The 14,094-nt window shown below is 32.1% G+C and carries 14 protein-coding genes and 1 pseudogene; 6 read left to right on the forward strand and 9 right to left on the reverse strand.

Annotation, left to right across the window (positions count from 1 at the left end):
• Positions 1-256 precede the first annotated feature (256 nt).
• Complete coding sequence (locus H6578_06135) at positions 257-841, forward strand: SET domain-containing protein-lysine N-methyltransferase (protein ID MCB9226727.1); 585 nt, start codon at positions 257-259, stop codon at positions 839-841.
• Between the two features lie 4 nt (positions 842-845).
• Entirely contained in the window at positions 846-1,811 is a 966-nt protein-coding gene (locus H6578_06140) for a calcium/sodium antiporter (protein ID MCB9226728.1), read from the forward strand.
• On the opposite strand, the gene H6578_06145 is transcribed toward H6578_06140, so the two are convergent.
• From H6578_06145 to H6578_06155, 3 genes are read right to left on the reverse strand one after another with little or no spacing between them, the layout of a single operon-like run.
• The gene (locus H6578_06145) at positions 1,798-3,018 is read right to left on the reverse strand and encodes a hypothetical protein (GenBank protein MCB9226729.1); all 1,221 of its coding nucleotides are present in this window, start codon (positions 3,016-3,018) and stop codon (positions 1,798-1,800) included. The two genes, H6578_06140 and H6578_06145, sit on opposite strands and share 14 nt — an antisense overlap.
• A 33-nt stretch (positions 3,019-3,051) precedes the next feature.
• Entirely contained in the window at positions 3,052-3,594 is a 543-nt protein-coding gene (locus H6578_06150) for a Uma2 family endonuclease (GenBank protein MCB9226730.1), read from the reverse strand.
• 34 nt (positions 3,595-3,628) lie between these two features.
• Positions 3,629-6,037 carry a transketolase gene (locus H6578_06155; GenBank protein ID MCB9226731.1) on the reverse strand — a complete coding sequence of 803 codons (2,409 nt, stop codon included), beginning with the start codon at positions 6,035-6,037 and terminating at the stop codon, positions 3,629-3,631.
• A gap of 137 nt (positions 6,038-6,174) precedes the next feature.
• Here H6578_06155 and H6578_06160 point away from each other — a divergent pair, with 137 nt between their 5' ends.
• Positions 6,175-6,615: a DUF1573 domain-containing protein gene (locus H6578_06160; protein MCB9226732.1), complete on the forward strand. Its 441-nt coding sequence runs from the start codon at positions 6,175-6,177 to the stop codon at positions 6,613-6,615.
• 106 nt (positions 6,616-6,721) lie between these two features.
• Positions 6,722-7,699, forward strand: a complete 978-nt coding sequence (locus H6578_06165) for an SDR family NAD(P)-dependent oxidoreductase (protein ID MCB9226733.1) — start codon at positions 6,722-6,724, stop codon at positions 7,697-7,699.
• A 193-nt stretch (positions 7,700-7,892) separates the two neighbouring features.
• Here the strand turns inward: H6578_06165 and H6578_06170 are convergent, their stop codons facing one another.
• A complete protein-coding gene (locus H6578_06170) occupies positions 7,893-9,434 on the reverse strand; it encodes a Helicase associated domain protein (protein ID MCB9226734.1) in 1,542 nt (513 codons plus the stop codon).
• 257 nt (positions 9,435-9,691) lie between these two features.
• Here H6578_06170 and H6578_06175 point away from each other — a divergent pair.
• Positions 9,692-10,056: pseudogene (locus H6578_06175) on the forward strand (type 1 glutamine amidotransferase domain-containing protein).
• 24 nt (positions 10,057-10,080) lie between these two features.
• Here H6578_06175 and H6578_06180 read toward each other — a convergent pair.
• The 3 genes from H6578_06180 to H6578_06190 all read right to left on the reverse strand — a co-directional run bounded on the left by H6578_06180 (position 10,081) and on the right by H6578_06190 (position 11,564).
• A complete protein-coding gene (locus H6578_06180) occupies positions 10,081-10,485 on the reverse strand; it encodes a lactoylglutathione lyase (GenBank protein ID MCB9226735.1) in 405 nt (134 codons plus the stop codon).
• Between the two features lie 252 nt (positions 10,486-10,737).
• Positions 10,738-11,346 (reverse strand): hypothetical protein, encoded by a 609-nt coding sequence (locus H6578_06185; GenBank protein ID MCB9226736.1) that lies wholly within the window; start codon positions 11,344-11,346, stop codon positions 10,738-10,740.
• 2 nt (positions 11,347-11,348) lie between these two features.
• Positions 11,349-11,564 carry a DUF2188 domain-containing protein gene (locus tag H6578_06190; protein MCB9226737.1) on the reverse strand — a complete coding sequence of 72 codons (216 nt, stop codon included), beginning with the start codon at positions 11,562-11,564 and terminating at the stop codon, positions 11,349-11,351.
• Positions 11,565-11,831: 267 nt separating this feature from the next.
• On the opposite strand from H6578_06190, the gene maf reads away from it, so the two are divergent.
• Positions 11,832-12,404 (forward strand): septum formation protein Maf, encoded by a 573-nt coding sequence (gene maf, locus H6578_06195; GenBank protein MCB9226738.1) that lies wholly within the window; start codon positions 11,832-11,834, stop codon positions 12,402-12,404.
• Here the strand turns inward: maf and H6578_06200 are convergent.
• Positions 12,401-13,414 (reverse strand): AI-2E family transporter, encoded by a 1,014-nt coding sequence (locus H6578_06200; protein ID MCB9226739.1) that lies wholly within the window; start codon positions 13,412-13,414, stop codon positions 12,401-12,403. The two genes, maf and H6578_06200, sit on opposite strands and share 4 nt — an antisense overlap.
• A 36-nt stretch (positions 13,415-13,450) precedes the next feature.
• On the reverse strand, positions 13,451-14,068 hold the full coding sequence (locus H6578_06205) for a YceI family protein (GenBank protein MCB9226740.1): 618 nt from the start codon (positions 14,066-14,068) through the stop codon (positions 13,451-13,453).
• Positions 14,069-14,094 lie beyond the last annotated feature (26 nt).

Genomic DNA, 14,094 nt, shown 5'->3' on the forward strand with positions numbered 1-14,094 from the left:
CGTCTTTGCGAGTGAGGCACGAACGAAGCAATCTAAAGAGTATAAAATCATAAAGATTGCTTCACTCCGTTCGCAAAGACGAAAGAGGCTGATTTTTCTCGTCTTTCTGAGCTAAACACAGTGGAGCGAAGAATCTTAGTAATGTTGTGTTATACCGATTAGGATTGGTATTAGCTGGGACAGTTTTTTTATTTTAATACAGTTGATAAATTGATGAAAATTTGATATTAATTTTGCATCTTAAATCAACAAAAAAATGATACATCCAAATACGGAATTAAAACACATAAGCGAACACGTAGGTTACGGTGTTTTTGCTACACAAGACATTAAAGAAGGTAGCATAGTATATGTAAAAGATAGTTTAGAGCATGTTATAAGTCCTACTAACTACCTCATGTACGATGAAGACATGAAAAAAGTGATAGACAAATACTCTTATATAGATGAAAAAGGAAACAGAATAGTAAGTTGGGATTTTGCTAAATATGTGAACCATAGTTGCCTTTGCAACTCTATAAGTACAGGCTATGGTTTTGAAATAGCTATAAGAGATATTAAAAAAGGAGAGCAAATAACAGATGAATATGGTATTTTTAATTTAGATATAGAAATGGAGTGTGCTTGTGGCAATCCCAACTGTAGAAAAACTATAAAACCTAACGATTTTGATAATTATTATGCTGAATGGGATAAAAAAATACGAAATTCTATAATGAAATTATTTGAAGTAGAGCAACCTTTAATGCCTTTTATAGATAGAGATACCCGAAAAGAATTGGATAACTTGTTTGTAAATCCGGAAAACTACAAATCCGTTTATCACTTACGCTTAAAATAAGTATATGTTTTTAGCCATATTTTTATTAATTATTGGCTTAGTTCTTTTAGTAAAGGGAGCCGATTGGCTGGTAGAAAATGCTTCTGCTTTAGCCAAAAAATATAATGTTTCTGATTTAGTAATAGGACTTACCATTGTTGCTTTTGGTACTTCTGCTCCAGAGCTGGTGGTTAATATTATAGCTTCGCTACAAAAAAATCAAGATATAATTTTAGGAAATGTAATAGGTAGCAACAATTTTAATTTGTTTATAATATTGGGTATCACAGGCTTAATTTCGCCAATAATAGTACAAAAAAGTACCGTTTGGAAAGAAATTCCTTTTTCATTTTTTGCTGCTCTTTTGCTATTTATATTAGCTAATCATCTATTTGATTTTAATGGCGGGAATTTGGGAAGAGTAGATGGAATAATTTTGTTCATCATGTTTTTGAGTTTCCTTTATTTTATTTTTAAACAAATGAAAAATGAAGCTCCAATAGAAAGTACTATAACTGAAAATAGCATTGATAAAAAGATTTCACTAATTGTTGTGTTTTTAATTTTAGGATTAAGCAGCCTTATTTTAGGCGGAAAATTAGTAGTGGACAATGCTGTTATTATTGCCACAAATTTAGGTATTAATGAAAAATTAATAGGATTAACTATAGTGGCAGCAGGTACTTCTTTGCCGGAGTTGGCAACATCTGTAGTAGCAGCGTTAAAGAAAAACAATGATATAGCCATGGGCAATATTATTGGCTCTAATATTTTTAATATTTTCTTAATTCTATCTATTTCTTCTATTATTAACCCCATAGGCTACAACACCGCTTTTAATACGGATTTAGTTATACTAATGATAGGAACTATCTTTGTTTTTATAGCAATGTTTACCAGCGGAAAAAGAATTTTAGACAGATGGGAAGCCATGGTGCTTCTTGTTAGTTATGTGGCTTATATGGTGTATTTAGTAGCTAAGGAAATGTAATAAGCATTTTTCTGTTTATTTGTTCTTTAACTACTTGATTTTGTAGGTTTAAATAAACAATTTCAATTTCTGTAAAAGAAGATTTATACTTTTGAGTTATTTGTTTTTCTATCCACTTTTTTAGTACTGTATCATTGGGTTTATAATATTTAATATTAGCATTTATTACTTCTCTTTGAGGCGGAAATTGATAAGCACAATTAAGACACTTATCTCTCTTCATTATTTTTATAAAACTAAATTCATTTTTGGTATAAGGGTCAGAATACATATAATAGTTTTGAAATGGAAATACTGAAAATACTGCACTATTATATTTGCCTAAACCAATAAGCATAAGTGCATAAATAAACACCAATAAATGCAATGAATACAATGAAAGTGCTACCTTGTTTTCTTTAAATATTTTGATTGTTAAATCTGTATTCTTATAAAAAAAGAACGGCAATAAAGCAGGAGCAAAATCAAAGAAGTAAGTATCGGCAAAAAACCAAGTTAATGATTGAAACACCAAAATAAAAATGGCGAAATATTTATCATATCTTTGAGTGAAAAAAGCAATAATAAACAATAGTTCCGCAATAACAAGCAATATAAAAAAGCTATTGCTCAATGCTACATTATCTGCTACAAACCATCTAATTTTATTAGCTAAAGTATCGGGAGATAAATACATTTGTAAGCCATAATGTTCTTTAATAAGTGTAGAAAAATATCCTCCGTGAAGAAACGCACCTCTGATAACTTTCCACAATCCAGCCGAAAAATAAACCCAAACTACAGATAAACGCACCCAAGCTAAAGCTGTTTCAAACTTTTTTTTGTTATCAAAAACAAAAGGAATACTCATAAAAAATAGTCCTACCAAACTATGGTGCACTCCATGAGAACTATAGTAAATAACAATATAGAAAAAGAGCGTTATGCTAAAAAGTATGGGAAATTTGTTTGCTTTAGGTACAAACAATGCCCCTAAAGCACTAATAAATAATGTAATATCAATAAACCAAGCTGTAAAACTGCTTTGCAAAACAGTTTTAATAAACGGAATAGATGAAAAAACAATAAAACTTAAATCTTTGCTGGTATAAAAAACAGGATTGCCACTTAATTGATGTAACAATAAGCCATTATACAATCTTATTAGCAGTAAAATAATGGCAATAACATAAAATACACTTCTTATTTTCTTATAATTAGAAAGCATAAATTAAAGGTAACAGGAATTTTTAATAGCAAGCTATTTCAGTTCAGCAAAAATGCTATCAAAATCTATAGAAATATTACAACTTTTAGTGAGTTGGAAGTCATTACCTTCTACCCTACTTTTATATTTATTGTCTATCAATTCAAAAATTTCAATTTGTTTTTTCTCGGGGTCTGCCATTAAATAGTATTTAACGCCACAAGATTCATAAAGCGAAAATTTTGTGTTGCGGTCTTTTAGCTGAGTTGACGAAGATAAAATTTCTATAATTAAAATCGGTGATGTTTCAATAAAATCAGTATATGATGAATCACAGATAATAGCTATATCTGGACAAACTATTGTTTCTGAATCTATCTTCCAATCTAACTCATAAACCAAAGAACAAGGACATTCCTTTTTATTTTTTCTTAGTTCAGACTTTATAAACTCAATAAATAAAACGCCTAACTCTTGATGCAAGCGTTTTGGCGAAGGACTCATAGCTACCGGACTGCCATAAATTAATTCCCATTTGCCATCCCATTGCATATAATCGGCATAAGTATATTTTGGTATGTAATGTTTATCTGCCATTGTTTTAGTAAATATACAAAAAAGTTTTCAAATATCAATAAATAACCGGAAACTTCTTTGGGTTACTTTCATTCATAATTTTATAAACCGCATCAAATACATCATCGGCATTTGGCTTGCTAAAATAATCGCCATCAGTACCATACGACCCTCTATGAGCATGAGCACTCAGCGTTGTTGGCTTAGCATCTAAATATTTATAGCCTTCTTGCTTTTCTATTACTTGTTGCATCATATAGGCACTGGCTCCACCCGGCACATCTTCATCTAAAAACAAAATGCGGTTAGTTTTCTTTAATGATTCAACTATACTATTATTAATATCAAAAGGTAATAAACTTTGTACATCTATTAACTCAACACTAATATTAAATTCTTGTAACTGTTTTATAGCTTCTTCTGCTATACGCACACAAGAACCATAAGTAACTAATGTAATATCTGTTCCTTTTTGCAATACTTCCGGAATGCCCAAAGGCAAGGTAAACTCAGCTAAATTATCGGGTTCGGTTTCTTTTAATCTATAGCCGTTTAAACATTCTATAATTAATGCCGGCTCATCACTTTTTAGCATAGTATTATAAAATCCTGCTGCCTGTGTCATATTTCTGGGTACTAATACGTTCATTCCTCTTAAAGAATTGATAATCATTCCCATAGGCGAGCCCGTATGCCATATTCCTTCTAAACGGTGTCCTCTTGTTCTAATAATTAAAGGGCAACGTTGTATGCCGTTGGTTCTGTATGTTAGCGAAGCCACATCGTCTGTAAGTGGCTGTAAACCATAAATTAAATAATCTAAATATTGTATTTCTGCTATAGGACGCAAACCTCTCATAGCCATACCTATAGCCTGCCCCATTATGGTCAATTCTCTAATTCCTGTATCAAAAACTCGGTGCTTGCCATGCTTTTCTTGCATTCCTGCAAAACCTTGATTTACATCTCCTATTTTTCCTACATCTTCTCCAAAAGCTATTACTTTAGGATTATTTTCTAATATTAAATCAAAAGCTTTATTTAGTACCTCAAAACCACTTTTTTCTTCGCTGTTTGCAGAAAATTTAGCCTTAACTTCTTCAACTTTTAAAGCCGCATAAGGTGTTTCGCTATACAAATGCGTATTATACTTTTTGGCTACATCTTTATTATACGCTTTTACCCAATTTAATATCTGATTTCTTTCTGCATTATTTTCTCCTCTACTTAAACGCAATACTTTTTTGGCACTTTCCAACAAATCTTTTCTTACCGGATTATAAGCCGTTTTTAAATCTTCTATAGCTTTTGCTATTTCGGTAGATTTTGTACTTATATTTTGAAGACTGCTATACATAGCTAAAAGCTTGCTCATTTCCTCCTTAATAGGCTTGTTAAATGCTGCCCAAGCGGCACGTTTTTCTTCCGAAGCTTGCTTTTTAGCTTCTTTTTCTAATTCGTCTAAAGTATTGGCATCAGCTATAGCATTTTCTTCTATCCATGCTCTAAATTTTGCAAGGCAATCAAAATCTTTTTCCCACTGCAAACGCTCTTTACTTTTGTATCTTTCGTGCGAACCTGAGGTGCTATGTCCTTGAGGCTGAGTAACATCCGTAATATGAAACAAAGCCGGAATCTGCTTTTCTCTAACTAATTTTATTCCTTCTTCATAAACACTGCAAAGCTCTACATAATCATAAGCTTTTGCTTTAAAAATGTACATTCCATTGCCGTTGTCATCTAAACGAAAACCTTCTAATACTTCAGAAATATTTTCTTTAGTAGTTTGATATTTTTTAGGCACCGAAATACCATAGCCGTCATCGTAAACAGTAAAAGCCAATGGAATTTTTAACACACAAGCGGCATTAATGCTTTCCCAAAAATGTCCTTCCGATGTGCTGGCATCTCCAATAGTGGCAAAACACACTTCATTTCCTTTATTAGAAAAAGGATTTTCGCCCTGCAATTCTTTATTTTGTCTATAAAATTTAGAAGCTAAAGCTAAACCAATAGCTCGTGGCATTTGCCCCGCAGTAGAAGAAATATCAGCAGCGGTATTGTATAAATTTTTAGCTTCCAGCCACTCCCCTTTTTCATCAATTAATGGCGAAGCAAAATGTCCGTTCATTTGTCTTCCTCCGCTACACGGGTCTGCTCCTTCTTGTGGGTCGGCATAAAGCTGAGCATAAAACTGCTGCACATTAACCAAGCCTTTAGCCATCATTAAAGTTTGATCTCGGTAATAACCAGAACGAAAATCGCCTTTTTTAAAACTTTTAGACATAGCTATTTGAGCCAACTCTTTTCCATCGCCAAATATGCCAAATTTAGCCTTTCCGGTAAGCACTTCTTTTCGTCCCATAAGGCTGGCTTCTCTGCTTAAAATTGCTAATCTGTAATCGTCTAAAACTATTTGTATATAATCTTTTTCTTTGTCTATTTGTGCTGTTTTTTTACTCATGATTTTCAAAATATTGGGTTTGGTATGGGTTTTGCAAATATACAAAGTAGAATCATCTTATTTGGTTAAAATGGTGTTAATACTTCTATCTTTAAAAGATAATTCTTTATTTTTACAGACAAATAATTACTAATTCCATGAAAAAAATATTACCTTTTTTAATTCTTTTTGTAGGTTTAAATACTTATTTATTTGCACAAGATGGTGGTGCAAGAATTTCATTTGAAGAAGAAAAATTTGATTTTGGAGAAGTGGACGAAGGACCTCAAGTTACTCATGAATTTGTATTTACAAACAACGGAACTGAGCCTCTAATTTTAAGCAGAGTTAAAGCTTCTTGTGGGTGCACTACGCCTTCTTGGCCTAAAGACCCAATTTTACCGGGCGATGAAGGAAAAATATTGGTTACTTATAATACTGCCAAAAGACCGGGAAATTTTAATAAGTCAATAACCATTACCTCTAACGCTATAGAAGAAACTACAAAAGTTATTTATATAAAAGGGACAGTAACTGTTGCTCCGCAAGAAGAAACGATGCCTGTAAGACAGCCTGTTTTAATGAGCCCTATGAAATAATTTTAATTGGGAAATTAGGCAATTTGAAAATGAGTTAATATAATAATTTGTAAATTAAAGTTTTAAACACTCAATTCTTAATACTAAAATCTCACTACTAAAAAGAATGAAAAAAATACTTGTTACGGGCGGAAGTGGGTTTTTAGGAGCAGAGATAGTAAAACAATTAATACAAAAAGGCTACAAGGTAAAAGCATTAAAACGCAGTAATAGCGATACTTCTTTTCTTAAAGATTATGAAGGTAAATTTGAATGGGTAACAGGAGATGTACTGGATATTTCTTCTTTAGAAAATGCCATGCAAGATGTGAGCCAAGTGTATCATACTGCGGCTATGATTTCTTTTTCTCCGAGTGAGAAATACAAAATGTTTAAAATTAATATAGAAGGGACGGCTAATGTAGTTAACACGGCATTGCTCAAAAAGGTAGATAAACTTTTATATGTTAGCTCTATTACTTCTTTTGGTACATACCAATTTAAAGAGCCTATAAGCGAAGAAATAAAGTGGAAAGAACACCCCGACAACACCAATTATGCTGTTTCTAAACATCATGCAGAGTTAGAAATATGGAGAGGAAAAGAGGAAGGATTAGAGGTAATAATTGTAAATCCTTCTACTATTTTGGGAAAAGGAAATTGGAATAATGGTTCACTTCAAATATTTAAGCAAGTGCATGACGGTATTCCGTTTTATCCCAAAGGAAGTATGGGTTTTGTAGGCGTAGCAGATGTGGCAAAAGCTTCTATACTTTTAATGGATAGCACTAATAAAAACGAAAAGTTTATATTAAATGCTGAAAATATAAAGTTCAAAAAGCTATTTGAAATGATAGCTGGAGAATTTGGTGTAAAAGCACCACAAAAAGAGCTATCTAAATTTATACAAGAAATAGGCTGGCGATATTATTGGCTAAAATCTAAACTAACGGGAGAGCAACCTATGATTACCAAAAAAACTACTCAGTTTACACAGTGGGATTTTAATTTTAGCAATCAAAAAATTAAAGAAGCTATTGGTTTTGAATTTGAACCGGTAGAAAAGGTGGTAGAGAAGGCTTGTGGAGAGTTTAAGCAATACTAAAGGTTTTTTTGTTTTTTATTTAAAGTTACTTATTTATTAAGGGATGTTTGTTGTTGCTGAACGTTTAGTATATGAAAAGTAGGCGATTTCGAAGCACGAAACTTTCGGCTAAGTAGAAAGTATGATACGAGCCATAAGCCTTGATTTTACAACTATTCCGCCTATTTTTTATATACATTGTTGTACAGCGTTTTTATATTATTTTTTCTTCCTTCAGACGTTTTTGTTTCCATTCAGGAAGTTTGTCAAACTTGTGTCTCCATTGAGCCAAATTGTCCCTTTCTTTTTTAAAAGTTCCTGTTGGTGGATTTAATGCTGGATATTGATATCTGAAACTTAAAAATTCTTGTATTTGCTTTTCAAAAGAGTCAATATGTTTATTTGTTTCATGGTCAAAGTCAACTCCGAGTTCTAGCAATAAATCAACTCTTTCGTCTTCTAAGTATCTAATAGTTCCGTTTGCCTTTTTCCTTCCTTTTCTCTTTAAATGTCTTTGGTCATTTAACCATCTACCTAGTTTATTTTGTTTACCATCAGGATTAGTTTGAGGTACATGGGCATCTCCGTGTTTTTTTGTCCATTCCTTCAATTCCTTATACTTCTCCATCCATTGGTTATTTTTAGGATTAAACTCTGGTGAACCTTTTGACCATATAAAATCCAAATCATTCAACTTTTCAATTTTATAATCACTTAAAACTTCTTGGTTATTATAGGTTTTTTGCATTGCAACCCAATTACCTAAAGAATAAAAAGCATCTTCTCGATTTCGGGTGTGAGGAACATCAGAATCTCCATATTCTTCATAATATGCTTTTAAAAGTTCATAGTTATCTTCCCAAATTCTTGCCCATCTTATTTCATGGCCGTCACCAAAATAAAAGCCAACTGTTTCTAACTTCTTCTTATGGTCAGGTGGAATTGTTCCATTAGCGTAAAATACTTTTTGTTTTCTATACCATGTATAGAGACCTGGGTTGTCATAATCACGAGGAACTGTTACTTCGTTGTTTTTTTTCTTAAAATCAACGAATTCTTTAAAGTAACTTTCCCAAGTTTCTAGGTATTGTTCCGTTATTTTATACTCGTATGTCCTTATTGAACCACCACCGCCATTAGATTTGCCTTTCGTCTTTTCTGTTTCTTCTGTCTCTAAGTGCTCTGTTAAATCAAGGTCAATTTCATCATCTTCAGGTTCACCGTTTGCATTTATAAATGAGTTTAAATGATTCAGTAATCGAAGGATACTTTTGTGAGAAAGAAATTCAAATTTTGGTTCAATGGTCTTTTTTATTGAGTTTTCAAGTTCAACCAAACTCTTTTCTTCAGTTATTGTAATTCCCCATTCATGATTTATGTAAAGTCCACTGTCCGTAAAATTTGCAGAACTAATTAAGCCCCCAACATAATTGCTTAAATTCTTGAAAATGTAAATTTTGCCATGAAGTTTATTGTTGAGTGAAATCTTGCATTCAATTTCACCCGATTTGATTTTAGGTATTTCAATTAACGATTTAAGGGAATAGACCTTTTTAATTTGGTCTATAGAATTTGGTTGTAAAGTGGTGATAAGATAGATTTTTTTTATTCCATTCAAAACTTCATCCTTGAATAGAAGATTAAAGTCTCTCATTAAGTATGGACTTGTAATAAATAACTCGTCCGACTTACTAATCATGTCAAGAATATATTTCTTGTGATTATTGTCTTCAGATAAATTGTCTATTATTTCCATGTTCTTTTAAATGCTGTACAACGTCAGTATAAAAAATCGTTTTAATGTTTTTTATACACTGTTCAGCAAAGTTAGTGGTTTTTTAATAAAATGTCAAATATTTATATATTTAATTGATGCTACTTAACGGCATATTCGTGCCACGACTCCAAGTCGTGGCACGAGTATGATAATATTCAGTTATGTATGCAGTATTTTTAGTTGTATCTCACTACCGTCAAGCGTTCTGTTCCATAAAGATTAACCGAACTTAGGCTAATAATGAAACATTACAATCTATTCTTAAAAATCATTACGAAAACAACAAAATAGTTTCGGTAGTTTGCCACGGTGTAGGTGGCTTGTTAAATGTAAAATTATCCAACGGAAATTATTTAATTAAAGATAAAACTATTACAGGTTTTAATTGGTTTGAAGAAAGTTTGGCAAGAAGGAAAAAGACGTTCCTTTTAACTTAGAAGCTTCTTTAAAAGAAAGAGGAAGTAACTACAAAAAAGTATTGATACCCATGACTTCTCATGTAGAAATAGATGGAAATTTAATTACGGGGCAAAATCCATTTAGCTCAAAAGAAATAGCTGAAACAGTTATGAAAAAATTGAGAACGAAAACCTCCATTTAATACCGATTGGGAATAAATTTTGAGTTATTTAGTTTTCTTTATTTTCTCTGCAAATGCAATAATATGTCCGTCTGGGTCGGAAAAGTAGCAAACCTTGTCTCCCCAGTCTCTTTCAAGAATTGGGCTTATTAATTTTGCTCCACTTTTAGTTGCATTATCAAATTCAAGCTGAATATTGTCAACATACAAATACAGTTCACACCGTGGAATACCATTTCCTCTGTCGGGATGCGGTGTTTTGTCTGCTAATATTTTTGCAATTCCCTTGTTTGGCATTAGTCCAATTTTGCAATTGTCAGATAAGTTAAATTCTGTCATACCCGGAACATTTAGGTCAGGTATTTGCCGAAATATCTTTGTATAAAAGTCCACACTTGTTTGCTGGTCGTTTACATAAAGTATTGTCTCTAAATTTTTTATATGTTTCACCATTTGTCTATGGGTTAGTTGGTCATCAGTAATTATGTTGTTCTTAATTTTATCCTGTCCAAAGCTTATAATTTTTAAAAACACCAATACGAAAAAAGTCGTTTTGAAAGCAAATTTGACATGTACATTGTCCAGTCCTACTATTGGTGGCAACGGTAAATTTATGCATTAATCACAACAACAGATTCCGTTCAACCTGCGTTTTCATTGTTCGTCCTTCGGACGCAACGAAAACTTAGTTGTTAACAACTGTTATTTTATTTTTTCGTCAATATAATCCATAAATTCAGAAATTGGCAATCTATTGATGTCCTTTTGTTTAAATCCTAATTTTGATTTTTCTTCAAATAGGTCGGCATAAAATACGTTATAACCATCCCAAATAGAACTTGCACTTGGTACATTTTTGTGTCCGTTTTCCGCAAACCAATTTCTAACCTCATATACAACTTCCTCAGCTTCCCCTTTGTGGCATTTACAATCAGCAAAAGATAAGTCAGATAAAGCTTTTTGGGTACTATACTTTTCTTCCTCTAAAATCAGTATTTTTTTGTCCTTATATTCTTTACTTGGATTATAGTCTCTACAACCTAAATCTAAACCCAATTCAAAAGGCATATTTTGTCTGAAGTATTCTCCTTCTTTTTTCGCTTTTGCTCTACTTAAATCGTGAATAGAATATTTAGAAGACTCAATCAATTCTTTTATTTTGTGCAATCTTATTTCTCCAGAGTCATTTCTTTCTAGCGAAATCCTTGGGTTAAAGCCAATTTTCTTTACTGTATATAATAATGGTTTTAACAGAGGAAAATAGTCATCATCAAATGGGCAGTTAATAAATATATTTTTCTCAAAATCCATAATTATTTTTTCGATTTTTTCCACTGTTGAATGGAACCATCTTCTTTATGGATTACAACATCACTTCCAGATTTTCTATTTTTTTCTGCTCCTTTTACAGCCTGTTCTTTAGTCTTATAAACTTTTGTAGCTCGTTGAGCACCTTCTTTTTTAACAGCCCAACCAGAATCTCGTTTTACAACGTGAGTTCTTTTCGGTGATGATGTTTTTTTTGCCATTTGTTTGTTTTAATTCTGTCCAACGTGAGTTTGTGCATTAACCCACAAAACTCGGGCTTTTCAAATGTAAAAATAAGCTATATTTTTGAAAATTGAGAAGTTTTTTAGAGAAAATGGGAGGAGTGGATTTTATAGCATGAGATTTTGTAGTAAATGTGGTGTTTAAAAATGAAAAAAATAGCCGTTTTTATGGCTTTTAGTTGTTTTATTAGCTCTATTGGGTTAAAAATGGACATAGTTTGGTATAATTTGCTTTAAATTTGCTTTATGTTGCAACTACCCTACCATGTTATTTTAGCTTCAAAATCGCCCCGAAGGAAAGAATTACTTTCAGCCATAGTTAAAGATTTTGATATAAAAACTAAAGAGGTAGCAGAAGATTATCCCGAAAGTTTAAAAGCTACCGAAGTACCTGAATATTTAGCTTTACTGAAAGCTGAAACCATGAAAAAGGACTTGAAAGATAATGAACTACTTATTACGGCAGATACAATTGTAACACTTAACAACAAGATATACGGCAAGCCAAAAGATAAAAAAGATGCTGTTAAAATTTTGAAGGAATTATCAGGAAAAACGCATGAAGTAATTACAGGCGTTGCATTAATAAGTACTACTAAAAAAGTAACTTTTAAAAGTATAACACAAGTATCTTTTAACACCTTAAGTTTAAACGAAATAAACTATTATATTGACAATTTTGCTCCCTACGATAAAGCAGGTGCTTATGCCATTCAAGAGTGGATAGGGATGGTAGGAATTGAAAAAATTGTAGGCGATTATTTTAATGTAGTAGGCTTGCCTCTAAATAAACTGTATAAAGAGCTAAAAAAATTTTAATCTTTTTCTTTTTCAAGCAGTACTTTAAAATTTTCCATTCCTTCAATATGAGAAACCACAACTTTTATAACACCTAAAATAGGCAAGGCAATAATAGTTCCTATCATACCCCAAAGAAGAGAGAAAGCCACTACACCAAATATGGTTATAAAAGGGTTTAAGTCTATTTGGTCGCCTATAATAAAAGGGGTAAGCACATAACTTTCTGCCACTTGAGCTACACTTATAACAGCCACCACTAAAATACCTGCTCCCACACCCGAATATAGCGTAGCCAAACCGGCAGCTACACCACCACCTATTACATTTCCTATGTATGGAATAATAGAAAAAATGGAAGCAAACAAAGCTAAAAATAAAGCATGAGGCACACCCACTAATAAAAAACCAATGTAGTAAACTACAAACAGTATTAAAATTATTATTCCTTTGCCTAAAATATAGTTTGTTATAGATTTTTTAGACTGCTTTATTATAGACGCAATGGTTTCTTTTTTATCTTCTGAAAATGATTTATAAATAAACTTCTTAAAGGTTTTTCTTTGCATTAGTATGAAAACTAAATAAACTAAAACCATTACCATTTGTGTAACAAAACTTGCAAATGAAGATGCCCAAACAGCCACATAAGATTTTAGTGTTTTAAACAATTCTCCCGACTCAGAAAGCGATTCAAAAATATTATACCCAAACTGCCGAACAGACCAATTGGCTATCATATTATACATGTCTTCTCCTTTGGTTTTTATTTCGGGCAAATCTTGTGAAATAACATTAAACTGCCAAAATATAACTACAAAAACACCCGTAGAAACTACTAAAAAAATAAGAATAGATATACTAATAGAAAGCCACTCGGGTAGTCCTTTTTGTATAAGCTTATCAATAGGTTTAATAAAAACTACTGCACAAAAAAGTGCCACAATGAGTGGCACTATTAAGGTAGAACCGTAGTATAAAACGGCTACAGTTCCTATTACAGCAAATATTAAATAGAATACTTGCTGCAATGAAAATTTTAGTTTACTTGAAGATAGCACAAAACCTTATTGGTAGGCAAATACCACTCTGCCGTTTATAGCCACTTCTTCCCAAGTTTTGCTTACGCCATCTGCTCCCATGTGCAAATCTTTACAAGCTTTATGTAATGATTTTAAGGCATCAAGAGCTTTATAATCAGCTAATTGAATTACTGATTCTAATGTAAAAACATCATCAGAAATAGAATATTGTACAGGGAATTTTTGTTCTACACCATTAAGGGTTAGCGTTAAAAAAGCATCACCTTCTTCAAAGGTTAATGTTCCTTTAATATCTCCTGCTAATTTATCAAAGAAAAATGTTCTTAAAGTAGCATCTCTTGCCGTATCTTTTGTAAAAACACTACTCATAGGAACGGTAATAGATGCTCCGTTTAAAATATCAATAGGTGTTTCTGCATCATTTACATTTTCTAAAGTAAATTGTTTGAAAGTACCTTTTACCGGTGCTTTGTCGGTGGTCTTGTAGGCTGTCCATCCCACTGTGGTTGAATCGTTAACAATGCCAAGTTTTTGTACTACTACTTCTTCGGTAGTTTCAGTTACTACTTCTTCTGCGGGTGCATTTTGTTTGCAAGAAAATAAAGCTGCTACAAACAAAAATAATAAGGCTGTGTATTTCATAAGTTATTAATTTTTGCCACAAGGTA

Source organism: Chitinophagales bacterium (assembly GCA_020635995.1).
Classification (GTDB): Bacteria; Bacteroidota; Bacteroidia; order Chitinophagales; family UBA8649; genus JAFMKE01.

Coding starts and splice junctions, on each gene's coding strand:
- H6578_06135 (MCB9226727.1), top strand. CDS start 257: ATGATACATCCAAATACGGAATTAAAACACATAAGCGAACACGTAGGT.
- H6578_06140 (MCB9226728.1), top strand. CDS start 846: ATGTTTTTAGCCATATTTTTATTAATTATTGGCTTAGTTCTTTTAGTA.
- H6578_06145 (MCB9226729.1), bottom strand. CDS start 3,018: ATGCTTTCTAATTATAAGAAAATAAGAAGTGTATTTTATGTTATTGCC.
- H6578_06150 (MCB9226730.1), bottom strand. CDS start 3,594: ATGGCAGATAAACATTACATACCAAAATATACTTATGCCGATTATATG.
- H6578_06155 (MCB9226731.1), bottom strand. CDS start 6,037: ATGAGTAAAAAAACAGCACAAATAGACAAAGAAAAAGATTATATACAA.
- H6578_06160 (MCB9226732.1), top strand. CDS start 6,175: ATGAAAAAAATATTACCTTTTTTAATTCTTTTTGTAGGTTTAAATACT.
- H6578_06165 (MCB9226733.1), top strand. CDS start 6,722: ATGAAAAAAATACTTGTTACGGGCGGAAGTGGGTTTTTAGGAGCAGAG.
- H6578_06170 (MCB9226734.1), bottom strand. CDS start 9,434: ATGGAAATAATAGACAATTTATCTGAAGACAATAATCACAAGAAATAT.
- H6578_06185 (MCB9226736.1), bottom strand. CDS start 11,346: ATGGATTTTGAGAAAAATATATTTATTAACTGCCCATTTGATGATGAC.
- H6578_06190 (MCB9226737.1), bottom strand. CDS start 11,564: ATGGCAAAAAAAACATCATCACCGAAAAGAACTCACGTTGTAAAACGA.
- maf (MCB9226738.1), top strand. CDS start 11,832: ATGTTGCAACTACCCTACCATGTTATTTTAGCTTCAAAATCGCCCCGA.
- H6578_06205 (MCB9226740.1), bottom strand. CDS start 14,068: ATGAAATACACAGCCTTATTATTTTTGTTTGTAGCAGCTTTATTTTCT.